We start from the raw sequence: 24,981 nt of genomic DNA, 5'->3' as shown, positions 1-24,981 counted from the left end.
GTCCATTCAGGGCTCCCCCCGGGACGCCGGATTGGCGAATTCCGCCTGTTACTGTGCGCCTTAAATCATTCTAGAAGTATGGGGTGGGGTGTGAGAAAATCTCGCATGCGGGGGCTTTCTGCGGCGCTGGCCGCAGCAGTCCTCTCAGGCATATTGCCCAGTACGGTTGCTGTAGCGGACAGCAAAGCCAAGCCGTCACTGTCGGAGCTCAAGCAGCCGAAGGCGGTGCCGGTCAAGCCGGTCCGTGCAGGTGGGGCGAAGAAGGCCGATGACGCGGCGGCGACTCCGTGGAAGGCGCCGAAGGTCTCCTGGCCGGCAGCGGGTTCGGCGGAGGTGGATCTGACCTCGGTTTCGGCTTCGGGTCCGATCTCGAAGTCGTTCCTGTCGGGGGCCGCTCGGGGGCCGGCCGTCGGCTCAGGCTCACCGCAGGCGGGCAAGCTCCCCGTCTCGGTCTACGTCGCGCCGGGCAAAGCGGCCGAAGCGCCGTCGAAGGTCAAGGTCTCCGTCACCGGCAAAGACGCGGCGCGCAAGGCGGGCGTCGACGGTGTCATGCTGTCGGTGAGCCGCTCCGACGGCGGCGTGCAGTCCGCGACGGCCAAGGTCGAGGTGGACTACAACACCTTCCGGGGCGCCTACGGCGGCGACTACGCCTCCCGGCTGCGACTGGTGGAGCTTCCGGCCTGTGCGCTGACGACTCCCGATCGCGCGGAGTGCCGTACCCAGAAACCGCTGCAGACACAGAACGACACGCGCGCGGGCAAGCTCTCGGCGCAGGTGACCACTCCGTCCGCCAAGGCCTCGGGCGGGCAGGCCATGCCGTCGTCTGCCTCTGCGGGTCCGGGCAACGGGACCGTACTGGCCACAACGGCCGGTGACGCGGGTCCGACGGGTGACTACAAGGCGACCTCCCTCCAGCAGTCGGGCTCGTGGAGCTCAGGTGGATCGACCGGCGCCTTCTCCTGGTCCTACCCGATCGCTACGCCCTCCGTGCCCGGCGGGCTGGCCCCTCAGATCTCGCTCGGCTACAGCTCCCAGTCCGTCGACGGCCGCACCGGCGCGTCCAACAGCCAGAGCTCGTGGATCGGTGACGGCTGGAACTGGGAGCCCGGCTTCATCGAGCGCAAGTACAAGTCCTGCAACGACGACAAGACCGGCGGCACCAACACCACCAAGGTCGGCGACCAGTGCTGGTTCAACGACAACGCCACGATGTCGCTGGGTGGCAAGTCGACCGAACTCGTCTACGAGCAGGGCAAGGGGTGGCACCCCGCCACGGACTCGGGCGAGAAGGTCGAGAAGCTCACCGGTGCCGTCAACGGCGACAAGGGCACCGCGGGCGTCGATGGTGTGGGTGAACACTGGAAGATCACCACGACCGACGGCACGCAGTACTTCTTCGGCCTGAACCGCCTCCCCGGCTGGAAGGACAACGGCTCGGCCGCTGACGACCCGACGACGAACTCGACCTGGACCGTGCCGGTCTTCGGGAACCAGGCGGGCGAACCCTGCTACAACGCCTCGTTCGCGAGCGCGTGGTGCCAGCAGGCCTGGCGCTGGCAGCTCGACTACGTCGTCGCCCCCGGCGGCAGCGCCATGGCGTACTACTGGAAGACCGAGACCAACAACTACGGTCGCAACGTCTCGGAGACCACCGGCAAAGCCACGGTCACGCCGTACATCCGCGGCGGCTGGCTCGACCACATCGACTACGGGCTGCGCTCCGACGCGGTCTACACCGGCAAGGCCATGGCCCAGGTGAAGTTCGACGTCAGCGAGCGCTGCCTCACCGGCTGCGGCAGCTTCGACGAGGCCAACGCCACGAACTGGCCGGACTCGCCGTACGACATGTTCTGCAAGGACGGGTCCACGGAGTGCAAGAGCCAGTTCTCGCCGACGTTCTGGTCGCGGGTACGCCTCACCGGGATCAACACCAAGATCCTTACGGGCGGCGCGTACCAGGACGTCGACTCCTGGACCCTGGACCAGAACTTCCCGCCGGCGGGCGATGGCATCTCCACCCCGATGTGGTTGAAGTCCATCGTGCGCACCGCCAAGGGCGGCGCCGCGACGGACGTCCCGTTCGATCCCGTCACCTTCGCCGGTGAACAGCGCCCCAACCGGGTGGACAAGACCGGGGACGGTCTGGCCCCTTACACCCGGCTGCGGATGTCACAGGTCAACACCGAGACCGGCGGCATCATCGGTGTCACCTACTCCCAGCAGGACTGCACGCCCACCACGCTTCCGGCCGCGGACGCGACGAACACCACGCGCTGCTTCCCGGTCAAGTGGGTGTGGGAGGGAGACGACTCCAAGCTCGACTGGTTCAACACCTACGTCGTCACCCAGATCGTGGAGGGCGACAACCTGGCTTCGACACCCGACAAGGTGACCTCGTACACCTACGTCGGCGGAGCGGCCTGGGAGAAGGACACCGGCGAGTTCACCAAGGCCGAGGACCGCGTCCACTCCATCCCGCGCGGCTACGAACTGGTCCAGACCCGCACGGGTGCGGCCAGTGACCCGAAGACGCTGTCGGAGACCCGTTACTTCCGGGGCCTCGACGGCAAGGCGGTCAAGGACGGCACCGGGACCGCGGTCACGGACCGGCCCGAGTTCGCCGGCATGGTCCGCGAGACGGCCACGTACGAGGGCGACGACACGGCCAAGCTCGTGAGCGCGACGTCGAGCACGCCGTGGCGTTCGGGCGAGGTGGCCAAGCGGCTGCGCCCCGGCCTGCCCAACCTCACCTCCTACAAGACCAACGTCGAGAAGGAGTCGACCCGCACCACCGTCACCGGCGGCACCCGCACGACCGAGACCAGCCACCACTTCGACGAATACGGCATGGTCGACTGGCAGTCGAGCATGGGCGACACCGCCAAGACCGGCGACGAGTCCTGCACGACGACCACCTACGCACGCAACACGGCCACGTGGATCCTGGACCGGCAGAGCCAGGTCAAAACCGTCGCGCTGCCCTGTGAAACCACCGGCAGCACTCCCGCGGACGTCATCAGCGACACCCGGACCTATTTCGACAACGGCACGCTCGGCACCGTACCCGGCACGGGCCTGGTGACGAAGACCGAGAAGATCAACGGCAAGGGTGACGGCTACGACACCACGTCGAGCGTCCCCTCCACCTGCGGGGCGGCCAAGAACGAGCTCTGCTACGACCTGTACGGCCGGGCGCTGGCGGCCGCCGACGCGTACGGAAAGGTCACCACCACCGCGTATACGCCGGCCACCGGCGAGGTCCCGACCGCGATGACGGCGACCAACACGCTCGGCCACGCCGTCACCAGCCAGCTCGACCCGCTGCGCGGTCAGGCGACCAAGGTGACCGACCCCAACGGCAAGGTCGTCACGACGGCGTACGACGCCCTGGGTCGGGTGACGAAGGTCTGGGTCCCGAACTGGACCCAGGAGGCCAACCCGGACCTGCCGAGCCGGGTGTTCGAGTACACCGTCCGCAACAGCGGTCCCAACGTGGTCACGTCCAAGACGCTGACGCACGACTACGAGTACTCCGTCGTCCACTCCATCCAGGACGGTCTCCTGCGCGAGCGCCAGACGCAGACCCAGTCGCCCGACCTGGCCGGCCGTCTGGTCACGGAGACCTTCTACGACACGCGCGGTCTGGCGTGGCGTTCCTCCGGTACGTACTACGCCGACGGCACGCCTTCGCCCGTCCTGGTCACGGGACAGGAGCTCAACTACCCGGCCTCCACCGACACCCTCTTCGACGGTGCCGGCCGCCCGACCGCGGTGATCGCCAAGAAGTTCGGCACCGAGACCAAGCGCACCACGACCAGCTACACCGGCGACACCACCACGGTCAGCCCGCCCCAGGGCGGCACCACGAGCACCACCGTCGTCGACGCGCTGGGTCGCACGATCGAGGCCAAGCAGTACACCGACCCGGCCCGCACCGCCTCGCAGTCGACGCTGTACACCTACAACAAGCTCGGGCAACTGGCCCAGGTCACCGACCCGGGCAACGCCAAGTGGACGTACACCTACGACGTCCGCGGCCGTCAGGTCGAGACGAACGACCCGGACAAGGGCGTCACCAAGACCGCCTACGACGCCGGTGACCGCGTCACCGACATCACCGACGCCCGCGGCATCACCCTGCACACCGACTACGACGACCTCGGTCGCGTCGTCGCCACCAAGCAGGGCGCAGCGACGCTGACCTCGTCCGTCTTCGACACAGTGGCCAAGGGCAAACCGACCAAGTCCACGCGCTACGTCGACGGGAAGGCGTACACCTCGGAGGTCCTGGCCTACAACGACCTCTACCAGCCTCTCGAATCCCAGGTCACCGTCCCGTCCACCCCGGATACCGGCACCCTGGCCGGCACGTACAAGTGGACGAACACCTACAACATCGCCGGCCAGGTCCTCACGACCAAGCACCCGGCCATGGGCGGCCTCCCGGCCGAGACGGTGGGAAGCACCTACAAGTCGGTCTCCGGTCTGCTCAACAACATGGGCGCCGGCACCAGCCGCCTCGTGTCGTCGATGACGTACGACCACTACGGCCGAACCATCCGGCAGGAACTGGGCGCCGCCGGCCAGCGCCTGTACCGGTCCAACGAGTTCGACGAGCACACCGGCGCCCTCACCCGGGCCTATGCCGATCGTGACCTCGCCCCTCAGCGGATCGAGGACACCAAGTACACGAACGACCCCGTCGGCAACCTGACCTCCGTTGCCACCGCGTACGGCCAGGACGTCACCCGGACGACCGACACTCAGTGCGTCAACCTCGACGCCCTGCGCCGCATCACCCAGGCATGGACCAACAAGGGCGAGACGTGCGCGGCCACTCCGTCGGCGACCGTCGTCGGTGGCGAGGACCCGTACTGGACCACGTACACCTACGACGCCGTCGGCAACCGTAAGACGGAGACCAAGCACAAGGCCGCCTCGGGCCCGACCGCGGACACCATCCGAACGTACGCGCCGTCGACCGCCGGGAAGCACGACCTGCCCAAGGTCGCCCAGACCGGCACCGACCCGCATGAGGAGACCTTCACCTACGACGCGGCCGGTAACACCAAGACCCGCAAGAGCGGCACGGGTGAAACCCAGTACCTCGAATGGGACGCGGAGGGCCGCCTCAAGTCCCTCGTGCAGGGCACCGCTACCGACTCGTTCGTCTACGACGCGACCGGTAACCGCATCCTGCGCAAGGAGAAGGACGCCACCACCCTCTACCTGCCGGCCGGCAACGAGCTGAAGCTCGACAAGGCGGGCACGCTCACCGGGACCCGCTACTACGGCGATGTCGCGATGCGCACGGGTGGCAAGCTCACCTTCACCCTCGCCGACCACCACAACACCGGCACCACCCAGGTGACAGCCGACGCGACCCAGACGGTCACCCGCCGCAAGACGAGTCTGTTCGGCGAGACCCGCGGCACCCAGCCGACGACGTGGACCGGCGAGAAGACCTTTGTCGGAGGCACGAAGGACAACGACAGTGGCCTGACCCACATCGGAGCCCGCGAGTACGACCCCCTGATCGGCCGCTTCATCTCGGTGGACCCGATCATGGACTTCAAGGACGCTCAGCAACTCCACGGCTACACCTACGCTGCGAACAACCCCTTCACGTTCTCCGACCCTGATGGCCTCAAGTACTTCGAGGGCAATAACACCGACCAGGGCTTCCAGTCCAAGCCCCAAAGCGTCGTTGAAGTCGCGCGGAAGTACACGACTGGCTACGGAACGCTGCGATCCCGGCGCGTCCAGGGTTGTGGCATGTACTGTGCTGTGCCAAAGCGTCCGGTCGGACTCTACGTCAAGGCCCCAGACGGGCGCAGCAAGCAAGAAATCGTGACCCAGGCGCTCCGCTTGGAGCATGCATACTTCGGCCGGCAGACATGGCCGCTCGATTGGGTTCCGGACGACGGGGCGAACGCGGCAGCGGAGAACTCGCTGAAAAAGGCAAATCTAGCCGAGCGAGACACCTGCACCCATAACCCCATTGAGTGCGCGAAGGCCTACGAGATAAAAAAGTGGGCCGAGCAGGTATCCAAGGAGGAAGAGAAGCGCTCAGGCATGGACCCCAATTCTTATCGCCACTCCTTGTGGCAGGCCAGGCTGACGCTTGATCTCGGCGAGGACCGCGCCATCGTGTGGGCCGACGCTCATGAGGCTTACCTACATGAAGGCGAGCGGGGAGACCAGTTGGCGGATCTCTACAACAACGTGCGCGGACGAGAGATCGGCAAGCGCGTCCTCGAACGGGCACTCACCACCAAACTACGACTGGGGGGACCACATTTCCATGATCAAATCATTCAAGAAGCGAAGGCGTTCGTGAACTCCGGGGAATACGCACACCGTTCAATGTTTGAGTGAGCCGCGGCGACGAAACCAAAGAGGAGCACTTGGTGAGAATCAGCTGGCGATGGATCCTCGGGGGGGCTATAGGCGCGACTGGTCTTTTCGTGGCATTAGTGGCCGCCTTCCAGATGGAGGGTCAGGGCCGGGACGGCGAGGCACTCGAGATGAGTGATGTCGTGGGGGTCTGGCAAGGCTCTGACGGCGGCCGTCTGACGCTTCGCACGGACGGTTCTGCGGATCTGGAAAAGGTCACACGCCCCGGACCGGAGTGCGGGCGGTCCGCCGATGCGGCGGGACGTTCGTACACCGGCCCGGCGACTTGGGTGTTTGACACATACCCCGATGAGAACCCAGGGGTCAGGTTCGACTATCAGGGACCTGCCACCGCCAAGCCGTGCAAGCTCTACCTCGTGGTCTTCCACCAACAGGACGGCACGAAGGGGTTCCTCCCCCAAGACCCACCCGGCGTGCGCTACGTACGCTCGACCGGCCAGGAGGGCTGAACCCGAGGAAACAACGCTCCGTCCACCGCTCGCACTGCGGAGAGGCGACACGCAAGGCCCCGGCCGGGATACCGGTCGGGGCTTCTCGGTGACGTCCGCTACTCCCCCTGCAGGCCTGCCGCGTTGAGGAGGTATGCGACCAGCGGGTCGTAGAAGCGCGGGTCGCGGACGTGGTCGTCCAGGGGGATCGCGACCTGGAGGGTGCCTTCGGCTTCGGCGAGGAAGAGGGCCGGGTCGTTGCAGTCGGCGTAGCCGACCGCGTCCAGGCCGCGCTGGGCCGCGCAGCCCGCCCAGCCGTGGTCGGCGACGACCAGGTCCGGCTGCGGGCGGTTCTCGGCCGTCAGGCCGTCCAGGATGGCGGCCATCGGCTCGGGCGAGTGGGTGTGCCACAGGGTCGCGCCGCGCTCCAGGACGGCGACGTCCGCGAACTGCCACACCGAGCCCTCGTCGGCCACCAGGCCCGAGGGGATGACGACGATCTCGCAGCCCGCGGCGCGCAGGGCCGCCGCCGTGGCCCGGTGGACGTCCAGCAGGCCGCCCGGGTGGCCGGTGGCGAACAGCACGCTCTGCCGGTCCAGCGCCGCCTTGCGCAGCCGCGCCGCCAGCCGGTCCAGGCCGGCCACGGTCAGCTCCGGGTCGATGGTGTCCTGGCCGTACCGGAAGGCCGGGTCGTCCACGACCCCGCACCGCTCCGCCATCACCGCGAGGACGTCCTGCTCGTCCGTCCACCGGTCGCCGAGCTCCAGCCCGAGCCAGTAGTGCCGGTCGCCGTTGGCGAGCTTGCGGTAGTGGGAGAGGTTGTTCTCGCGCGGGGTCGCCACCTGCCCCGCGATCCGCGTACGGACCAGATGGTCGATGAGTTCGGCACGGCTCGGCGTCTCTATCGGCTTCGGCATACGGGCCATTCTGCCGCCGCCCAGGCGGAGGCGGCGCGTCCATTCCGATCGACGGACGCCTCGGGTCATGCCGACAGCGCCCCGAACGCCCCGTGCGCGAGGCGGCGCAGCAGCGATTCCGTCGCCTCGCGGCCCAGGGCCGCGAGGTGGGGGGTGGAGTTCAGCAGGCCGAAGACCGCGTGCACGGAGACGCGCACCTCGGCCTCGGCGACCTCCGGGTGCAGTTCCCGTACGACCTCCACCCACAGCTCCACGTACTGGCGCTGCAGCTGCCGTACGAGCTTGCGGTCGGCCTCCCGTAGGCGGTCGAGCTCCCGGTCGTGCAGGGTGATCAGCGCCCGGTCGTCGAGCGCGAAGTCGATGTGCCCGTCGATGAGGGAGGACAGGACCCGCTCCGGGGCGCCCGCCGCCTCCGCCACCCGGTGGCGGCCGCCGGTCAGCAGCCGCTCGCTGATGCCGACGAGCAGCTCGGCGAGCATGGCGTCCTTGCCCGCGAAGTGCCGGTACAGGCCGGGGCCGCTGATCCCCACCGCGGCGCCTATCTCGTCGACGCCGACACCGTGGAATCCGCGCGCGGCGAAGAGGCGGGCGGCCTCACTGAGGATCTGCTCGCGACGGGTGGGGGCGGCCGCTCTGGTGCTCATGGGAAACCATTCTAGACAGGGCCGTTAGCGCTCGTTAACCTAGGCCGTACATGCGTTAACGCTTATTAACAGCGTGCACCGAGCAAGGGAGCTCGACCGATGCAGCAGGCACCAGTGCTGACGAGCGCCGCGGACCCGGCGTCCGAGGCCTGGCGGACCAACGAGGCCGCCCACCACGAGCTGACCGAGGGGCTGCGCGCCCGGCTCGACGCGGCCCGGCTCGGCGGCGGCGAGAAGGCCCGCGCCCGCCACACCGCCCGCGGGAAGCTCCTCCCCCGCGACCGCGTGGACACGCTCCTCGACCCCGGATCGCCCTTCCTGGAGCTGGCCCCGCTGGCCGCCGAGGGCATGTACGGGGGCGCCGCCCCCGCCGCCGGGGTCATCGCGGGCATCGGCCGGGTCAGCGGTCGCGAGTGCGTGATCGTCGCGAACGACGCCACCGTCAAGGGCGGCACGTACTACCCGATGACCGTCAAGAAGCACCTCCGCGCCCAGGAGGTGGCCCTGGAGAACCGTCTCCCCTGCCTCTACCTGGTCGACTCGGGCGGCGCCTTCCTCCCCATGCAGGACGAGGTCTTCCCCGACCGGGAGCACTTCGGCCGCATCTTCTACAACCAGGCGCGCATGTCGGGCGCCGGCATCCCGCAGATCGCGGCCGTCCTCGGCTCCTGCACGGCGGGCGGCGCGTACGTCCCGGCCATGAGCGACGAGGCCGTCATCGTCCGCAACCAGGGCACGATCTTCCTCGGCGGCCCGCCGCTGGTGAAGGCCGCCACCGGTGAGGTGGTCACGGCCGAGGAGCTCGGCGGCGGCGAGGTGCACTCCCGCGTCTCCGGCGTGACCGACCACCTCGCGGAGGACGACGCGCACGCGCTGCGGATCGTACGGAACATCGTGGCGACCCTCCCGGAGCGCGGGGCCCTGCCCTGGGCGGTCGAGGCTCCGGAGGAGCCCAAGGTGGACCCGTACGGCCTGTACGGCGCGGTGCCCGTCGACTCGCGCACCCCGTACGACGCCCGCGAGATCATCGCGCGGATCGTGGACGGGTCCCGCTTCCAGGAGTTCAAGTCCGAGTTCGGCCAGACCCTGGTCACCGGCTTCGCCCGGATCCACGGACACCCGGTCGGGATCATCGCCAACAACGGCATCCTGTTCGCCGAATCCGCCCAGAAGGGCGCGCACTTCATCGAGCTGTGCGACCAGCGCGGCATCCCGCTCCTCTTCCTCCAGAACATCTCGGGCTTCATGGTCGGCAAGGACTACGAGGCGGGCGGCATCGCCAAGCACGGCGCCAAGATGGTGACGGCCGTGGCCTGCACCCGGGTGCCGAAGCTGACGGTGGTCGTCGGCGGCTCGTACGGCGCGGGCAACTACTCGATGTGCGGGCGGGCGTACTCGCCGCGGTTCCTGTGGATGTGGCCCAACGCCAAGATCTCCGTGATGGGCGGCGAGCAGGCGGCCTCGGTCCTCGCCACCGTCAAGCGCGACCAGATCGAGGGCGCGGGCCAGGAGTGGTCGGGCGAGGACGAGGAGGCCTTCAAGGCCCCGGTCCGCGCGCAGTACGAGGAGCAGGGCAACGCCTACTACGCCACGGCGCGGCTGTGGGACGACGGGGTCATCGACCCGATGGAGACCCGGCAGGTGCTGGGACTGGCCCTGACCGCGTGCGCGAACGCCCCGCTGGGCGACTCCGCTTTCGGCATCTTCCGTATGTGACGTGAGGACCTCACTGATGTTCAGCACTGTCCTTGTCGCGAACCGCGGCGAGATCGCGGTCCGGGTCATCCGCACCCTGCGGGAGCTCGGCATCCGCTCCGTGGCCGTCTTCAGCGACGCCGACGCGGACGCCCGGCACGTACGGGAGGCCGACACGGCCGTCCGGATCGGCCCGGCGGCGGCCGCCGAGAGCTACCTGTCGGTGGAGCGGCTGCTGGATGCCGCGAAGCGGACGGGCGCCGAGGCCGTCCACCCGGGCTACGGCTTCCTCGCGGAGAACGCCGCCTTCGCCCAGGCCTGCGCGGACGCCGGGCTGGCCTTCATCGGGCCGCCCGCCTCCGCCATCTCCCTCATGGGCGACAAGATCCGGGCCAAGGAGACGGTGAAGGCGGCGGGCGTGCCCGTGGTCCCCGGCTCCTCGGGCAGCGGACTGACCGACGCCGAACTGGTCGCCGCCTCCATGGAGATCGGCATGCCGGTGCTGCTCAAGCCCTCTGCGGGCGGCGGCGGCAAGGGCATGCGGCTGGTCCGCGACGAGGCGGTGCTGGCCGAGGAGATCGCGGCGGCCCGCCGCGAGGCGAAGTCCTCCTTCGGCGACGACACCCTGCTGGTGGAGCGGTGGATCGACCGGCCGCGGCACATCGAGATCCAGGTGCTGGCGGACGCCCACGGGAACGTGGTGCACCTCGGCGAGCGCGAGTGCTCGCTCCAGCGCCGGCACCAGAAGGTGATCGAGGAGGCGCCGTCGGTCCTGCTCGACGAGAAGACGCGTGCGGCGATGGGCGCGGCGGCGGTCGACGCGGCCCGCTCCTGCGGGTACGTCGGCGCGGGCACGGTGGAGTTCATCGTCCCCGGCGGCGACCCCTCCTCCTACTACTTCATGGAGATGAACACCCGCCTCCAGGTCGAGCACCCGGTGACGGAGCTGATCACCGGGCTGGACCTGGTCGAGCAGCAGATCCGGGTGGCGGCCGGCGCCCCGCTGGGCTTCGACCAGTCCGGGGTGACGCTGACCGGGCACGCGATCGAGGCCCGCGTCTGCGCGGAGGACCCGGCGCGCGGGTTCCTGCCGTCGGGCGGTACGGTGCTGGCCCTCTCCGAGCCGGACGGCGGGGCCGTGCGCACGGACTCCGGGCTGACGGCGGGCGTGCCGGTGGGGTCGACGTACGACCCGATGCTGTCGAAGGTCATCGCGTACGGGCCCGACCGCGCCAGTGCGCTGCGCCTGCTGCGGGGGGCTCTGGCGGACACCGTGATCCTGGGTGTCCAGACCAACGCCGGTTTCCTGCGGAGGCTGCTGGCGCACCCCGATGTGGTGTCGGGCGACCTCGACACCGGGCTGGTGGAGCGTGACCTCCCGTCCCTCCTGCCGGAGGGGGTCCCGGACGAGGTGTACGCCACGGCGGCCCTGCTGGCGCAGCCCCTGGCGAAGCCACGGCAGGAGGGATGGGTCGACCCGTTCGACGCCGCCGACGGCTGGCGCCTGGGCGGCTCCCCCGCCTGGACGGTCCACCACTTCCGCCTTCCCGGCCAGGACCCGGTGGAGGTCCGCACCCGCAGCCTGGGCGCCGACCACGAGCTCGCCCTTTCGGCCCCGTCGGAGAGGGAGGAGCGGGATCCGGGGCAGAGCCCCGGCGCCCCGGCGCGCGCTCGGATCGTGGCCCGCACCGCCGACCTCGTCACGGTCGAACTCGACGGCGTCACGCACCGGTTCAGCCACGCCGCCTCCCCGGAGGGGGTCTGGCTCGGCCGCGACGGAGACAGCTGGCACGTCCAGCGCCACGACCCGGTGTCCGCCCACGGCGCGGCGAGCGCGGGGGCGGACACCCTCGCCGCCCCGATGCCCGGCACGGTCACCGTCGTCAAGGTGGCCGTCGGCGACCGGGTGACGGCCGGGCAGAGCCTGCTCGTCGTCGAGGCCATGAAGATGGAGCACGTCATCTCCGCCCCGCACGCCGGCACCGTCACCGAGCTCGACGTGTCCCCCGGCACCACGGTGGCGATGGACCAGGTCCTGGCCGTCGTCACCCCGGACGAGGAGGGCGAATGAACCGCCTGCCCATGACCGTTCCGGCCGCCGGCCTCCCGGCCCGGGTCCGGATCCACGAGGTCGGCGCGCGCGACGGGCTCCAGAACGAGAAGAGCGCCGTACCCACCGAGGTCAAGGCGGAGTTCATCCACCGGCTGGCCGCCGCCGGACTCACCACCGTCGAGGCCACCAGCTTCGTGCACCCCAAGTGGGTTCCGCAGCTGGCCGACGCCGAGGAGCTGTTCCCGCGGCTCGCGGACCTCGACGGGGTGGCCCTGCCCGTCCTCGTCCCCAACGAGCGCGGCCTGGACCGCGCGCTCGCCCTCGGGGCCACCCGCATCGCCGTCTTCGGTTCGGCCACCGAGACCTTCGCCTCCCGCAACCTCAACCGGACCGTGGCCGAGTCCCTCGCGATGTTCGAGCCCGTCGTGGCCCGTGCCAAGCAGGACGGGGCGCACGTTCGCGGCTACCTCTCGATGTGCTTCGGCGACCCCTGGGAGGGCCCCGTCCCGGTCCACCAGGTCGTACGGGTCGCGAAGTCCCTGCTCGACCTCGGCTGCGACGAGCTGAGCCTCGGCGACACCATCGGCGTCGCCACTCCCGGCCACGTCCGGGAGCTGCTCGGCGGCCTGAACGAGGCGGGCGTCGGCACCGACCGCATCGGCGTGCACTTCCACGACACCTACGGCCAAGCCCTCTCCAACACCCTCGCCGCGCTCCAGCACGGCGTGACCACCGTCGACGCCTCCGCCGGCGGCCTCGGCGGATGCCCGTACGCGAAGAGCGCCACCGGCAATCTCGCGACCGAGGACCTGGTGTGGATGCTCGACGGCCTCGGCATCGAGACCGGGGTCGATCTGGCCGCCCTCACCGCCACGAGCGTGTGGATGGCCGAACAGCTGGGGCGTCCCAGCCCCTCACGTACCGTCCGCGCCCTCTCCCACAAGGAGTAGTCACACCATGTCCCTCGACCACCGGCTCACCCCCGAGCACGAGGAACTCCGCCGCACCGTCGAGGCGTTCGCGCACGACGTCGTCGCCCCGAAGATCGGCGACCTCTACGAGCGGCACGAGTTCCCCTACGAGATCGTCGCCGAGATGGGCCGCATGGGCCTGTTCGGCCTGCCCTTCCCGGAGGAGTACGGCGGCATGGGCGGGGACTACCTCGCCCTGGGCATCGCCCTGGAGGAGCTGGCCCGCGTCGACTCCTCGGTGGCCATCACCCTGGAGGCCGGCGTCTCCCTGGGCGCCATGCCCCTCTACCTCTTCGGCTCGGAGGAGCAGAAGCGGGAGTGGCTGCCGCGGATGTGCTCCGGCGAGATCCTCGGCGCCTTCGGCCTGACCGAGCCCGGCGCGGGCTCCGACGCCGGTGGCACCCGCACCACGGCCGTCAAGGACGGCGACGAGTGGGTCATCAACGGCTCGAAGTGCTTCATCACCAACTCCGGTACGGACATCACCGGTCTGGTCACGGTCACCGCCGTGACGGGCCGCAAGGCGGACGGCCGCCCGGAGATCTCCTCGATCATCGTCCCGTCCGGCACCCCGGGCTTCACGGTGGCCGCGCCCTACTCCAAGGTGGGCTGGAACTCCTCGGACACCCGTGAGCTGTCCTTCGACGACGTACGGGTGCCCCTGGCCAACCTGGTGGGCGCGGAGGGCCGGGGCTACGCCCAGTTCCTGCGGATCCTCGACGAGGGCCGGATCGCCATCTCGGCGCTCGCGACGGGGCTCGCGCAGGGCTGTGTGGACGAGTCGGTGAAGTACGCCAAGGAGCGGCACGCCTTCGGCAAGGCGATCGGCGACAACCAGGCCATCCAGTTCAAGCTGGCCGACATGGAGATGCGCGCCCACATGGCCCGCATCGGCTGGCGCGACGCGGCCTCCCGGCTGGTGGCCGGCGAGCCCTTCAAGAAGGAGGCGGCGATCGCGAAGCTGTACTCCTCGACGGTGGCCGTCGACAACGCCCGTGAGGCGACCCAGATCCACGGAGGCTACGGGTTCATGAACGAGTACCCGGTGGCCCGCATGTGGCGGGATTCCAAGATCCTGGAGATCGGCGAGGGCACCAGCGAGGTGCAGCGCATGCTGATCGCCCGTGAACTGGGCTTCTCCGCCTAGGCGCAGAGCGCGTCCGGGTACGGGCGGAACGAGGGGGCCCCAAAAAACTTAGGGCCCCCTTACCGTTTTCGGCCAAGGTTAGGCTAACCTTCCTCACGAACGGCTCAGTGGCCGCCCGGATACGCACGAAAACGGACATCGACATGCCCAAGTCCCGTACCTCCTCCTTCACCCGCCGCGGATTCATCGCGGCAGGCGGCGCCCTCGGCCTGGTCGCGGCGCTCGCCGCGTGCGGTGGCACCGACTCGGCGAAGGGCGACGGCGGCAAGGACAACGGCGCTGCGGCCTCCGGCCCCTGGACCTTCAAGGACGACCTCGGCAAGGAGGTCAGCACCAAGTCGAAGCCGAAGAACATCGTCGCGTTCACCGGCACCGCGGCCGCGCTGTACGACTACGGCGTCTCGGTCAAGGGCGTCTTCGGCCCGACCAAGACCGCCGACGGCAAGCCCGACGTCCAGGCCGGCTCGATGGACATCTCCAAGGTCGAGATCCTCGGCAACGTCTACGACGAGTTCAACGTCGAGAAGTACGCGGCCCTCCAGCCCGAGCTGCTCGTCACCAACACCTGGGACGGCACGTACTGGTACGTCCCGGAGGCCTCCAAGGACAAGATCCTGAAGCTGGCCCCGGCCGCCGCGATCTCCGTGGGCGGCGACGCCACCCTCGACAAGGCGCTGGAGCGCACCGCGGACCTCGCCAAGTCCCTGGGCGCCGACATGAACGCCAAGACCGCCGTCGACGCGAAGGCCCGCTTCGAGGCCGCCGCCGCGAAGGTGCGCGAGGCCACCAAGGCCAACCCGGGCGTCAAGGTGCTCGTGGGCTCCGGCTCCGCCGACCTGTTCTACGTCTCCACCCCGGACACCTCGGCCGACCTGAAGTACTTCAAGCAGCTCGGCGTCGAGTTCGTCACCCCGGAGAAGCTGGACGAGGGCGGCTTCTTCGAGAGCCTCAGCTGGGAGAACGCCGGCAAGTACAAGGCCGACGTCGTCCTGCTCGACAACCGCACCGGCACCCTCCAGCCGGAGGAGCTGAAGGCGAAGGCCACCTGGGCCGAGCTCCCCGCGGTGAAGGCCGGCCAGATCACCCCGCGCGTCACCGAGCCGATCTACTCGTACGCCAAGTGCGCCCAGATCCTCGAGGACCTCGCGAAGTCCATCCAGAACGCCAAGAAGGTCAGCTGACCCGCTCCACCCGCGGCGCCCGGTGACCCCGGGCGCCCGTAGGCCGTTCCGACTTCCAGGGGGATCCTCCGCATGACCGTCACCGCGTCCGACGACACCGCTCCGGCCGTCGCCCACTTCAGGTTCTTCGCGCTCGAAGTGGTCCGCACGCGCCGCCTCGGCCACTCGTTCCTGCGGGTCACGTTCGGCGGGGAGTCCCTCGCGGACTTCCGCTCGGGCGGCTTCGACCAGAGCCTGTCGCTCTTCCTGCCGCCGTCCGACCAGGAGCACACCGTGCTCCCGTCCACGGACGAGGACACCTGGTTCGCCGCCTGGCGCGGGATGCCGGACGAGGAGCGGCCGGTGATGCGCTCCTACACGGTGCGCGAGCAGCGCCGTACGTCCGGGGGAGCGGTCGAGATCGACATCGACTTCGTCCTGCACGGCGACGCGTCGCCGGCCTCCCGCTGGGCCGGGCGCGCGGTCACCGGCCGCCGGATCCTGGCCATCGGCCCGGCCGTCGCGGAGAACAAGTCCGTGCGCTTCCGGCCGCCGGCCGCCACCGACGCAATCTGGATGTACGCGGACGAGACCGCCCTGCCGGCCGCGGCCGCGATCCTGGACCGGCTGGCCGCCGGGACGCGGGTGCGGGCCTGGTTCGAGGTCCCGCACGAGGACGACCGGATCGCGCTCGACACGCTCGCCGACGCGGACATCACCTGGATCGTGCGCGAGGGCCACGGCCGGGAGCGCACCGAGCAGGTCCTGAGCGTGCTGCGCGCGGCGGAGCCGCTCGCCGCCGAGGTCCCGTACGTCTGGCTGGCGGGCGAGGCCGGCACCGTTCGCGCGGTGCGCCGCCACTTCGTGCAGGAACGATCCGTCGACCGACGGGCGGTGCGTTTCACCGGTTACTGGCGGCTCGGCGCGAGCGAGGAGCAGCTCCTCGCCGAGGCGTACGCCGGCGAGGCTCCGAGCGAGGACCCGGCGTCCGAACTTTAGTCAACTTGCGTATTTCGCAAGGCCGTTGAAGAGGGGCCCTGACTTCCAGTCAGGGCCCCTCTCGTTTGGCTTATTAGCTTAGGTTAGGCTAACCTAAACATCACACAACCCACCCTCCCCTTCTCCCCCTGCCCGGAGGAAAGTTGATGCGCTCGCATCTGCTGAACGAGACGACCGCGGACCTCTACCGGCGTTCCGTCACCGAGGGCGTCGACCGCGTCGCCGCCAAACTCGCGACCACGGAACGGCCCCACACCGGTATATCCGTCGACGAACTCGCCCCGGTCATCAACGGGATCGACCTGGACAAGCCGCTCGCGGACGCGGCCGCCGTCCTGGACGAGCTGGAGGACGTCTACCTGCGCGACGCGGTGTACTTCCACCACCCGCGCTACCTCGGGCACCTCAACTGCCCCGTCGTGATCCCCGCGGTGCTCGGCGAGGCGGTCCTCTCGGCCGTCAACTCCTCCCTCGACACCTGGGACCAGTCCATCGGCGGCACGCTGATCGAGCGCCGCCTCATCGACTGGACCGCCCGGCGCATCGGCCTCGGCCCCGCCGCGGACGGCATCTTCACCTCCGGCGGCAGCCAGTCCAACTTCCACGCGCTGCTCCTCGCCCGCGACGAGGCCTGCCGGATCGTCATGAAGCGGGCCCTGGAGGAGGGCGCCGTGCCCACCAAGGCCGAACTCCTGCCCAAGCTGCGCATCTTCACCTCCGAGGCCAGCCACTTCAGCGTGCAGAAGTCGGCCGCCATGCTCGGCCTCGGCTACGAGGCCGTCATCTCGGTCCCCGTCGACCGCAACCGCCGGATGGACACCGCGGTGCTCGCCCTGGAGCTGGAGGAGTGCGCCGCCGAAGGCCTCTTCCCGATGGCCGTCGTCGCCACCGCCGGCACCACCGACTTCGGGTCCATCGACCCGCTCCCCGAGATCGCCCGCCTGACCGCCGAGCACTCCGCGTGGATGCACGTGGACGCCGCGTACGGCTGCGGACTGCTGGTCTCCCCCACCCGCCGGCACCTCCTCGACGGCATCGAGCACGCCGACTCGGTCACGGTCGACTACCACAAGTCGTTCTTCCAGCCGGTCAGTTCCAGCGCGATGCTGGTCCGCGACCGCGACACCCTCAAGCACGCCACGTACCACGCGGACTACCTCAACCCGCGTCGCATGGCCGAGGAGCGCATCCCCAACCAGGTCGACAAGTCCATCCAGACCACGCGCCGCTTCGACGCGCTCAAGCTCTGGATGACCCTGCGCGTGATGGGCGCCGACGGCGTCGGCTCGCTCTTCGACGAGGTCGTCGACCTGGCCGCCGCCGGCTGGGACCTCATCGACGCCGACCCGCGCTTCGAGGTCGTCGTCAAGCCGCAGATCTCCACCCTCGTCTTCCGCTTCCTGCCCGGCCGGGAGGTCCCCGCCGACCTCCTCGACGAGGCCCAGCTCCATGCCCGCAAGGCACTCTTCGCCTCCGGCGAGGCCGTCGTCGCGGGGACGAAGGTGGACGGGAAGCAGTACCTGAAGTTCACCCTCCTCAACCCGCAGACCACGACGGCCGACATCGCTGCCGTCCTCGACCTCCTCGCCGCGCACGCCGAGCAGTTCCTGGGAGAATCCCTTGCCGTCCACCACTGAGCCCCACGACTTCATCGGTATCGGCCTCGGCCCCTTCAACCTGGGACTCGCCTGCCTCACCGCGCCGATCGACGAGCTGAACGGCCTGTTCATCGAGTCGAAGCCGCACTTCGAGTGGCACGCGGGGATGTTCCTGGACGGCGCGCACCTGCAGACGCCGTTCATGTCGGACCTGGTCACCCTCGCCGACCCGACCTCGCCCTTCTCCTTCCTGAACTACCTGAAGGACCAGGACCGGCTGTACTCGTTCTACATCCGGGAGAACTTCTACCCGCTGCGCGCCGAGTACAACGACTACTGCCGCTGGGCCGCCGACCGCCTCGACAACGTCCTGTACTCCACCTCCGTCACCGAGGTCACCTACGACGAGCAGGCCGGTCTCTACGAGGTCCACACGGACCGGGGCGACACCCACCGGGCCCGCCGCCTGGTCCTGGGCACCGGCACCCCGCCCTTCGTCCCGGAGGCCTGCGCCGGCCTCGGCGGCGACTTCCTGCACAACTCCGCCTACATGCGGAACAAGGCGGAGCTGCAGAAGAAGAAGTCCATCACCCTGATCGGCTCCGGCCAGAGCGCGGCCGAGATCTACTACGACCTGCTCGCCGAGATCGACACGTACGGCTACCAGCTCAACTGGGTGACCCGCTCCCCGAGGTTCTTCCCGCTGGAGTACACCAAGCTGACGCTGGAGATGACCTCCCCCGAGTACGTGGACTACTTCCACGCCCTCCCCGAGGACACCCGCTACCGGCTGGAGACCCAGCAGAAGAACCTCTTCAAGGGCATCGACGGCGACCTGATCAACGCCATCTTCGACCTGCTCTACCAGAAGCGGATCACCATGCCGGGGCAGGTGCCGACCACCCTGCTGACCAACACCTCCCTGAACAGCGCGGCGTACGACACCACCACGGGCACCTACACCCTGGGGCTGCGCCAGGAGGAGCAGGAGCGGGACTTCACCCTCGCCTCCGAGGGTCTGGTCCTGGCCACCGGCTACAAGTACCGGGTGCCCGAGTTCCTCGCCCCGGTGCGCGAGCGGCTGAACTTCGACGGCCACGGCCGCCTCGACGCCGGCCGCAACTACAGCGTCGACACCACGGGCCGCGGGGTGTACCTGCAGAACGGCACCACCCACAACCACTCCCTGACCTCGCCCGACCTCGGCATGGCCGCGTACCGCAACGCCTACATCGTGGGCGAGCTCCTCGGACGCGCGTACTACAAGGTCGAGAAGTCCATCGCGTTCCAGCAGTTCGCAGCACCGGAAGGCACGCACGCATGAGCACCACCGAAACCCTCTTCAGCCGGACGGACGCGGCCCTCGGGACCTTCGCCCTCCGCCCGCTGGACCCCTTCGCCGACGCGGAGCTCCTGCACGGGTGGGTCACGCACCCCAAGGCCTCGTTCTGGATGATGCAGGACGCCTCGCTGCCGGACGTCGAGCGCGAGTACATGCGGATCGCCGCGCACGAGCACCACCACGCCTTCATCGGCCTCCACGAGGGCCGCCCGGCCTTCCTGATGGAGAGCTACGACCCGAGCGAGCTGGAACTGGTCGGCCTGTACGACGCCCGGCCCGGCGACGTCGGCATGCACTTCCTCGTCGCGCCGAGCGACCAGCCCCTCAGCGGCTTCACCCGCGCCGTGATCACCACGGTGATGGCCGCCCTCTTCGCCGACGAGGAGACGCAGCGCGTCGTCGTCGAACCCGACGTCCGCAACACGGCGGTGCACGCCCTCAACGCCGTGGTCGGTTTCGTCCCCGAGCGCGAGATCCGCAAGCCGGAGAAGGAAGCCCTCCTCAGCTTCTGCACCCGCGCCCGGTTCGAGGCCGCCACCGGCATCACCCGGGGAGCGTCGATATGAGCCTGGCCGACGCCGTCTCCCACCTCTCCCCGGAGCTGTGGGCCCGCGCCAACCGCGCGCTGGTCCGCAAGGCCCTCGCGGAGTTCTCCCACGAACGCCTCCTGACGCCCGAGCCGCTGGGCGACTCCTGGTACGCGGTCCTGAGCGACGACTCCACGGTGGAGTACCGGTTCAAGGCCGTCCTGCACGCCCTCGACCACTGGGCGGTGGACGAGACCTCGGTCACCCGCCTACAGGACGGCGCCGAGCTCCCGCTGGACGCGATCGACTTCCACATCGAGCTGCGCGAGGCGCTGGGCCTGAGCCCGGAGGTCCTGCCCGTCTACCTGGAGGAGATCTCCTCCACCCTGGCCGGCACGGCCTTCAAGTACACGAAGCCGCAGGTCTCCTCCGACGTCCTCGCGAAGTCCTCCTTCCAGGACATCGAGACGGGCATGACCGAGGGCCACCCCTGTTTCGTGGCGAACAACGGCCGCCTCGGCTTCGGCGTGCACGAGTACCTCTCGTACGCCCCGGAGACCGCGAGCCCGGTCCACCTGGTGTGGGTGGCGGCGCACAAGGACGTCTCCACCTTCACGGCGGGCGCGGGCCTGGACCACGACTCGTTCGTCCGCGCCGAGCTGGGCGAGGAGACCGTCGCCGGGTTCGCGGCGCGGCTGACGGCCCTCGGCCTGGACCCGGCCGACTACCACCTGCTGCCGGTCCACCCGTGGCAGTGGTGGAACAAGACCACGGTCACCTTCGCCGCCGAGATCGCCAACCGTCGCCTGGTGCTGCTCGGCGAGGGCTCGGACGCGTACCTGGCCCAGCAGTCGATCCGTACGTTCTTCAACACGAGCGCCCCCGAGAAGCACTACGTCAAGACGGCGATCTCGGTGCTCAACATGGGCTTCATGCGGGGCCTGTCGGCCGCCTACATGGAGGCCACGCCGGCGATCAACGACTGGCTGCACCAGCTGATCGAGGGCGACGAGGTCCTGCAGTCGGTGGACTTCTCGATCATCCGCGAGCGCGCGGCGATCGGCTACCACCACCGCCAGTACGAGCGGGCCACCGACCGCTACTCGCCGTACCGCAAGATGCTGGCCGCGCTGTGGCGCGAGTCCCCGGTCGCCTCCCTCAAGGGCGACGAGCGGCTCGCCACCATGGCCTCACTGCTGCACGTGGACGCCGAGGGCAAGTCCTTCGTCGGCGCCCTGATCGCGGAGTCGGGCCTGACCCCCGAGGAATGGCTGCGCTCGTACCTCAAGGCGTACCTGGTCCCGCTGCTGCACTGCTTCTACCAGTACGACCTCGCGTACATGCCGCACGGCGAGAACACCATCCTCGTCATCGAGGGCGGCGTCGTGAAGCGGGCGATCTTCAAGGACATCGCCGAGGAGATCGTCGTCATGGACCCGGACGCGGTCCTTCCGCCCGCGGTCGAGCGGGTCCGGGCGGACATCCCGGAGGACATGAAGCTGCTGTCGGTCTTCACCGACGTCTTCGACTGCTTCTTCCGCTTCCTCGGCTCGATCCTGGTGTCGGAGGGCATCTGCGAGGAGGACACCTTCTGGAAGGCGGTCGCCGACTGCGGCCACGCCTACCAGGAGTCGATGCCGCAGCTCGCGGAGCGCTTCGCGAGGTACGACCTCTTCGCGGAGGAGTTCCAGCTGTCCTGCCTGAACCGCCTCCAGCTGCGCAACAACAAGCAGATGGTCGACCTCTCCGACCCGTCCGCCGCACTCCAGCTGATCGGCACCCTCAAGAACCCCGTCGCGGCCTTCGCCCGGCGGTGACCCACGGGGCGGGCGTGCCGACTACGGTCCCTCGGCCCGCCCGCCCCTTCCGCGTCCCACGATCCGAACGAACTGGCGCTCCCGTTCGCACGCGGAGGAGCGCGGAGCCTGTCTGGTCCAGGCGGAGCATCCGAAGGACAAGCAGTACGTCTCCGTCGGCGACGTGACCGAGGACACGCTGACCCTGTCCGTCAGCACTCCCTGCCTCCTCCCGCCCGACGCCGATCAGCAGGAGTTCTGAGGGGGCGGGCCGGGAGCCGCCGGCGGGAGTCGTGGATTCGATTTCCGGAAACGTCCTCCGGTTACCTCGCCCACGGCACGTCCGGGGCCCGGTAGAAGCCGATGCCCTGCGCGTCGAGGCGCGGCTGCTGGGCCGCCAGCCGGCGGCTGTAGGAGGTCCAGTCCAGCGAGCCCGCCGGGGACCAGCCGAGCTCGGCCAGGCCCAGGACCCGCGGGAACGCCATCAGCTCCCAGTCCGCGCGCGTCGCGACGTTCTCCGTCCACAGCGGGGCCTCCACCCCCAGGACGGCGGACTCCGGGACCCCGGCCAGGTAGGCCCCCGGGTTCCAGGAGTACGACCGCTTCACCGGTACGTACCCGGCCCACGCCAGCCCCGGCTTCGTCGTCGCCTCGTACTTCATGTCCAGATACACCCGGTCCGCCGGTGAGAGCACCAGCGGGTGGCCCGCCTGCGCCGCCGCCACCACGGCCGCCCGGTCCGCGGCCGGGGTCTTGTCGTGGCCCCAGTACTGGAGCACGGCCCCCTGCGCCGGCCGCGCCGTCGCCAGCTGGTGCCAGGCCATCACCGTCTTCCCGTACCGGCCCACCACCGCCTGCGCCCGGTCCATGAAGGCCGCGTAGTCCGCCGCCGGCGTCACGTGCGCCTCGTCGCCGCCGATGTGCAGGTAGCGTCCGGGGGTCAGCGCGGCGAGCTCGCCGAGCACCTCGTCGATGAACTCGTACGTCCGCTCCCTGGCCACGCACAGGGAGCTGAAGCCCACCTTGGTCCCGGTGTACCGGTCCGGGGCCTTGCCGTCGCAGTTCAGCTCCGGGTAGGAGGCGAGCGCCGCGTTCACGTGCCCGGGCATGTCGATCTCCGGGACCACGTCCACGTACCGCTCGCCGGCGTAGGCCACCAGTTCCCGGTACTCGTCCTTCGTCCAGTGCCCGCCGGGCCCGCCGCCGACCTCGCTGCCGCCGCCGTACTCCGCCAGCCGCGGCCAGGAGTCGACCGCGAGCCGCCAGCCCTGGTCGTCGGTCAGGTGCAGGTGCAGCGTGTTGACCTTGTACTGGGCGAGCTGGTCGACGTACCGCTTGACCTGCTCCACCGAGAAGAAGTGCCGCGCGATGTCGACCATCGCCCCCCGGTACGCGAAGCGCGGCCGGTCGGTGACCGTCCCGCCCGGGACCGTCCCGGGCCCGGCCACCGGCACCAGCTGGCGCAGCGTCTGCCCCGCGCGGAAGAGGCCGGCCGGGGTCCGTGCGGTGAGGGTGACCCCGTCGGGGCCGGACTCCAGCCGGTACCCCTCGTCGCCCAAGCCTTCGGCCTCCTCGTCGATCGTGAGCCGGATCCCGTCCCCCCGCGCCCCGTCGACCACCGGCAGCGGCAGCCCGCTCGGGCCGCGCAGCTGCTCCGCGAGGAGCTCGCCCACCCGGCGGACCTCCTCGTCCGCGCCCCGGCCGGTACGGATGACCGTCCCCGCCCCGAAGGAGTACCCGGGCTCTTCCGCGCGCGCGGAGACCGGCGCGGGCAGCAGCCGCTCGAAGGGGGTGAGGGCCGCGGGCGGGTCGTCGCCGGGTCTGGCGTCGTCCCCGTGGGCGGCGGTGCAGGAGACGGCACCGCCCACGAGGCCGAGGGCCAGCAGGGCGCCGAGCGTGCGTCGCAGTCGCAGGACTCTCATGGCCCAGGTATAGGCCAACTGGCCCGTCCGTGACGGTGGGAGAATCGCCGGATGGCGGAAATCATCCAGAAGGACGGCACTTGGAGCTTCGACGGGGACGCGGTGCGCATCGTGCCGGGCCGCGACAAGGGGGTGGCACTGTTGCGGCAGACCCTCGGCGAGGTGGTCGTACCGCTGCGCGCGCTGGCGGGGATCTCGTACGAGCCGAGCCGGAAGGCGGGCCGGCTGCGGTTGCGGCTGCGTGACGGCGCGGACCCCCTGCTCCAGGTGACGGGCGGACGCCTGCCGGAGGCCTCCGACCCGTACCGGCTGACCGTGGAGTCCGACCGCAGCGGGGTCGCGGAGTACTTCGTGGACGAGGTGCGCAACGCACTGCTGCTGGACCAGGTGGACACCGGTCCGGTGGACACCTACCTGCTGCCGGGTCCGGCCGTGCCGATCGCGGTGGGCGCCGGCGACGGGACGGCGGCCTTCGACGGCGACCGGGTGGTCCTGGACTGGAACTGGACGACGGAAGAGGCCAAGCGCTCGGCGGGGCCGCGGGAATTCCGGATCGCCGACCTGCGCACGGTGGAGTGGTCCCCGTCGAAGGGGCTGGAGAACGGCTGGCTGCGCTTCACCCTGACGGGCGCCCCGCCGGCCCCGGCCCCCAAGTACGACCCGCACACCGTGGAGCTCTTCGGTTTCAAGAAGGACCCGCTGATGGCGCTGGTCGCGGCGGCCGTGGCGGTACGGATGCCCCATCCGGCGGCGCCGCAGGAGGGTCCGGCGGACGCGGTCACCGCCCCCGCGGAGCTCTCCTCGGAGGCCGCTCCCGCCGAGGACCACGACGCCCTGTTGCGGCGGCTGCGCGAGCTGGGCGATCTGCACCAGGCCGGGGTGCTGACGGCCGAGGAGTTCGCTGCGGCGAAACAGGCGGTTTTGCGGCGCTTCTAACCGGAGTCACCCATTCACTGGTCCAGACCAGGGGGATCCTGCCCGGATTCGGGCAGGATCTTTGCGTTCGTCGCCGTTAGCCGCCAATATCTACGAGTGCTCGATCGCCGCCCGTCGCATGACGACCTCGTCGACCACCTGGTGCGCAGCACCGCGCTGCAGCGCGGTGAAGCCGCCCGGGTGGTACTCGACGTGCTCGCCTACTTCGACGAGACGACCGAGGAGTTCGTCCGCCGCCGCCACCGGGAACTGCAGTCCGGCGGAGCGGTCAACGCGGAGATCTTCGAGCGGATCGCGGCCGAGCTGCCGCACCGCGCCGTGGCGCCTCCGGAGCTCTCGCTCCGACAGCTGCGCCGCATCGTCTACGGCTGAGCCGGCGGCCGCGGACGCGGCTGCGGGCGGGTACACGAACCGAACTTCAGGAGGGGC

17 protein-coding genes are annotated in these 24,981 nt (G+C 69.9%); 14 read left to right on the top strand and 3 right to left on the bottom strand.

Annotated elements, in window-relative coordinates; all coding sequences use genetic code 11:
• Window positions 1-225 precede the first annotated feature (225 nt).
• On the top strand, window positions 226-6,378 hold the full coding sequence (locus ACFYP3_RS11205) for an RHS repeat-associated core domain-containing protein (protein ID WP_388830187.1): 6,153 nt from the start codon (window positions 226-228) through the stop codon (window positions 6,376-6,378).
• The gene (locus ACFYP3_RS11200; protein WP_388830184.1) at window positions 6,375-6,866 is read left to right on the top strand and encodes a hypothetical protein; all 492 of its coding nucleotides are present in this window, start codon (window positions 6,375-6,377) and stop codon (window positions 6,864-6,866) included. The genes ACFYP3_RS11205 and ACFYP3_RS11200 overlap by 4 nt, the downstream gene beginning before the upstream one ends.
• A gap of 98 nt (window positions 6,867-6,964) precedes the next feature.
• On the opposite strand, the gene ACFYP3_RS11195 is transcribed toward ACFYP3_RS11200, so the two are convergent.
• Both ACFYP3_RS11195 and ACFYP3_RS11190 read right to left on the bottom strand, forming a co-directional pair.
• The gene (locus ACFYP3_RS11195; protein ID WP_388830181.1) at window positions 6,965-7,771 is read right to left on the bottom strand and encodes a phosphatase; all 807 of its coding nucleotides are present in this window, start codon (window positions 7,769-7,771) and stop codon (window positions 6,965-6,967) included.
• Between the two features lie 56 nt (window positions 7,772-7,827).
• On the bottom strand, window positions 7,828-8,406 hold the full coding sequence (locus tag ACFYP3_RS11190) for a TetR/AcrR family transcriptional regulator (protein WP_362808860.1): 579 nt from the start codon (window positions 8,404-8,406) through the stop codon (window positions 7,828-7,830).
• Window positions 8,407-8,505: 99 nt separating this feature from the next.
• Here ACFYP3_RS11190 and ACFYP3_RS11185 point away from each other — a divergent pair, with 99 nt between their 5' ends.
• From ACFYP3_RS11185 to ACFYP3_RS11140, 10 genes are all read left to right on the top strand, one after another.
• Window positions 8,506-10,122 (top strand): carboxyl transferase domain-containing protein, encoded by a 1,617-nt coding sequence (locus ACFYP3_RS11185; RefSeq protein ID WP_388830178.1) that lies wholly within the window; start codon window positions 8,506-8,508, stop codon window positions 10,120-10,122.
• A 16-nt stretch (window positions 10,123-10,138) separates the two neighbouring features.
• Window positions 10,139-12,172: an acetyl/propionyl/methylcrotonyl-CoA carboxylase subunit alpha gene (locus ACFYP3_RS11180; protein WP_388830175.1), complete on the top strand. Its 2,034-nt coding sequence runs from the start codon at window positions 10,139-10,141 to the stop codon at window positions 12,170-12,172.
• Complete coding sequence (locus tag ACFYP3_RS11175; RefSeq protein WP_388830172.1) at window positions 12,169-13,104, top strand: hydroxymethylglutaryl-CoA lyase; 936 nt, start codon at window positions 12,169-12,171, stop codon at window positions 13,102-13,104. Before ACFYP3_RS11180 ends, ACFYP3_RS11175 begins: the two co-directional genes overlap by 4 nt.
• Before the next feature lie 7 nt (window positions 13,105-13,111).
• A complete protein-coding gene (locus ACFYP3_RS11170) occupies window positions 13,112-14,272 on the top strand; it encodes an acyl-CoA dehydrogenase family protein (protein WP_388830169.1) in 1,161 nt (386 codons plus the stop codon).
• A gap of 143 nt (window positions 14,273-14,415) precedes the next feature.
• Window positions 14,416-15,453, top strand: coding sequence for an ABC transporter substrate-binding protein (locus ACFYP3_RS11165; RefSeq protein WP_388830166.1), 1,038 nt, complete (start codon window positions 14,416-14,418; stop codon window positions 15,451-15,453).
• A 72-nt stretch (window positions 15,454-15,525) separates the two neighbouring features.
• The gene (locus ACFYP3_RS11160) at window positions 15,526-16,431 is read left to right on the top strand and encodes a siderophore-interacting protein (protein WP_388830163.1); all 906 of its coding nucleotides are present in this window, start codon (window positions 15,526-15,528) and stop codon (window positions 16,429-16,431) included.
• A gap of 146 nt (window positions 16,432-16,577) precedes the next feature.
• Window positions 16,578-18,068: a pyridoxal phosphate-dependent decarboxylase family protein gene (locus tag ACFYP3_RS11155; RefSeq protein WP_388830160.1), complete on the top strand. Its 1,491-nt coding sequence runs from the start codon at window positions 16,578-16,580 to the stop codon at window positions 18,066-18,068.
• On the top strand, window positions 18,052-19,353 hold the full coding sequence (locus ACFYP3_RS11150; protein ID WP_388830157.1) for a lysine N(6)-hydroxylase/L-ornithine N(5)-oxygenase family protein: 1,302 nt from the start codon (window positions 18,052-18,054) through the stop codon (window positions 19,351-19,353). The genes ACFYP3_RS11155 and ACFYP3_RS11150 overlap by 17 nt, the downstream gene beginning before the upstream one ends.
• Window positions 19,350-19,937, top strand: a complete 588-nt coding sequence (locus tag ACFYP3_RS11145) for a GNAT family N-acetyltransferase (RefSeq protein ID WP_388830154.1) — start codon at window positions 19,350-19,352, stop codon at window positions 19,935-19,937. Before ACFYP3_RS11150 ends, ACFYP3_RS11145 begins: the two co-directional genes overlap by 4 nt.
• A complete protein-coding gene (locus tag ACFYP3_RS11140) occupies window positions 19,934-21,715 on the top strand; it encodes an IucA/IucC family protein (protein ID WP_388830151.1) in 1,782 nt (593 codons plus the stop codon). The genes ACFYP3_RS11145 and ACFYP3_RS11140 overlap by 4 nt, the downstream gene beginning before the upstream one ends.
• A 302-nt stretch (window positions 21,716-22,017) precedes the next feature.
• Here the strand turns inward: ACFYP3_RS11140 and ACFYP3_RS11135 are convergent, their stop codons facing one another.
• Window positions 22,018-23,616 carry a beta-N-acetylhexosaminidase gene (locus tag ACFYP3_RS11135; protein WP_388830148.1) on the bottom strand — a complete coding sequence of 533 codons (1,599 nt, stop codon included), beginning with the start codon at window positions 23,614-23,616 and terminating at the stop codon, window positions 22,018-22,020.
• A gap of 51 nt (window positions 23,617-23,667) precedes the next feature.
• Here ACFYP3_RS11135 and ACFYP3_RS11130 point away from each other — a divergent pair, with 51 nt between their 5' ends.
• Window positions 23,668-24,552, top strand: coding sequence for a DUF4429 domain-containing protein (locus ACFYP3_RS11130; protein ID WP_388830145.1), 885 nt, complete (start codon window positions 23,668-23,670; stop codon window positions 24,550-24,552).
• 96 nt (window positions 24,553-24,648) lie between these two features.
• Window positions 24,649-24,924 carry a hypothetical protein gene (locus tag ACFYP3_RS11125; protein ID WP_030008735.1) on the top strand — a complete coding sequence of 92 codons (276 nt, stop codon included), beginning with the start codon at window positions 24,649-24,651 and terminating at the stop codon, window positions 24,922-24,924.
• Window positions 24,925-24,981 lie beyond the last annotated feature (57 nt).

The sequence above is a fragment of the Streptomyces sp. NPDC005533 genome (assembly GCF_042871845.1).
In the GTDB taxonomy this organism is placed as follows: Bacteria; Actinomycetota; Actinomycetes; order Streptomycetales; family Streptomycetaceae; genus Streptomyces.
The sequence above is the reverse complement of the archived record's forward strand: the minus strand, read 5'-3'. Positions and strand labels throughout refer to the sequence as shown.

Coding starts and splice junctions, on each gene's coding strand:
- ACFYP3_RS11195 (WP_388830181.1), bottom strand. CDS start 7,771: ATGGCCCGTATGCCGAAGCCGATAGAGACGCCGAGCCGTGCCGAACTC.
- ACFYP3_RS11190 (WP_362808860.1), bottom strand. CDS start 8,406: ATGAGCACCAGAGCGGCCGCCCCCACCCGTCGCGAGCAGATCCTCAGT.
- ACFYP3_RS11185 (WP_388830178.1), top strand. CDS start 8,506: ATGCAGCAGGCACCAGTGCTGACGAGCGCCGCGGACCCGGCGTCCGAG.
- ACFYP3_RS11180 (WP_388830175.1), top strand. CDS start 10,139: ATGTTCAGCACTGTCCTTGTCGCGAACCGCGGCGAGATCGCGGTCCGG.
- ACFYP3_RS11175 (WP_388830172.1), top strand. CDS start 12,169: ATGAACCGCCTGCCCATGACCGTTCCGGCCGCCGGCCTCCCGGCCCGG.
- ACFYP3_RS11170 (WP_388830169.1), top strand. CDS start 13,112: ATGTCCCTCGACCACCGGCTCACCCCCGAGCACGAGGAACTCCGCCGC.
- ACFYP3_RS11165 (WP_388830166.1), top strand. CDS start 14,416: ATGCCCAAGTCCCGTACCTCCTCCTTCACCCGCCGCGGATTCATCGCG.
- ACFYP3_RS11160 (WP_388830163.1), top strand. CDS start 15,526: ATGACCGTCACCGCGTCCGACGACACCGCTCCGGCCGTCGCCCACTTC.
- ACFYP3_RS11155 (WP_388830160.1), top strand. CDS start 16,578: ATGCGCTCGCATCTGCTGAACGAGACGACCGCGGACCTCTACCGGCGT.
- ACFYP3_RS11145 (WP_388830154.1), top strand. CDS start 19,350: ATGAGCACCACCGAAACCCTCTTCAGCCGGACGGACGCGGCCCTCGGG.
- ACFYP3_RS11140 (WP_388830151.1), top strand. CDS start 19,934: ATGAGCCTGGCCGACGCCGTCTCCCACCTCTCCCCGGAGCTGTGGGCC.
- ACFYP3_RS11135 (WP_388830148.1), bottom strand. CDS start 23,616: ATGAGAGTCCTGCGACTGCGACGCACGCTCGGCGCCCTGCTGGCCCTC.
- ACFYP3_RS11130 (WP_388830145.1), top strand. CDS start 23,668: ATGGCGGAAATCATCCAGAAGGACGGCACTTGGAGCTTCGACGGGGAC.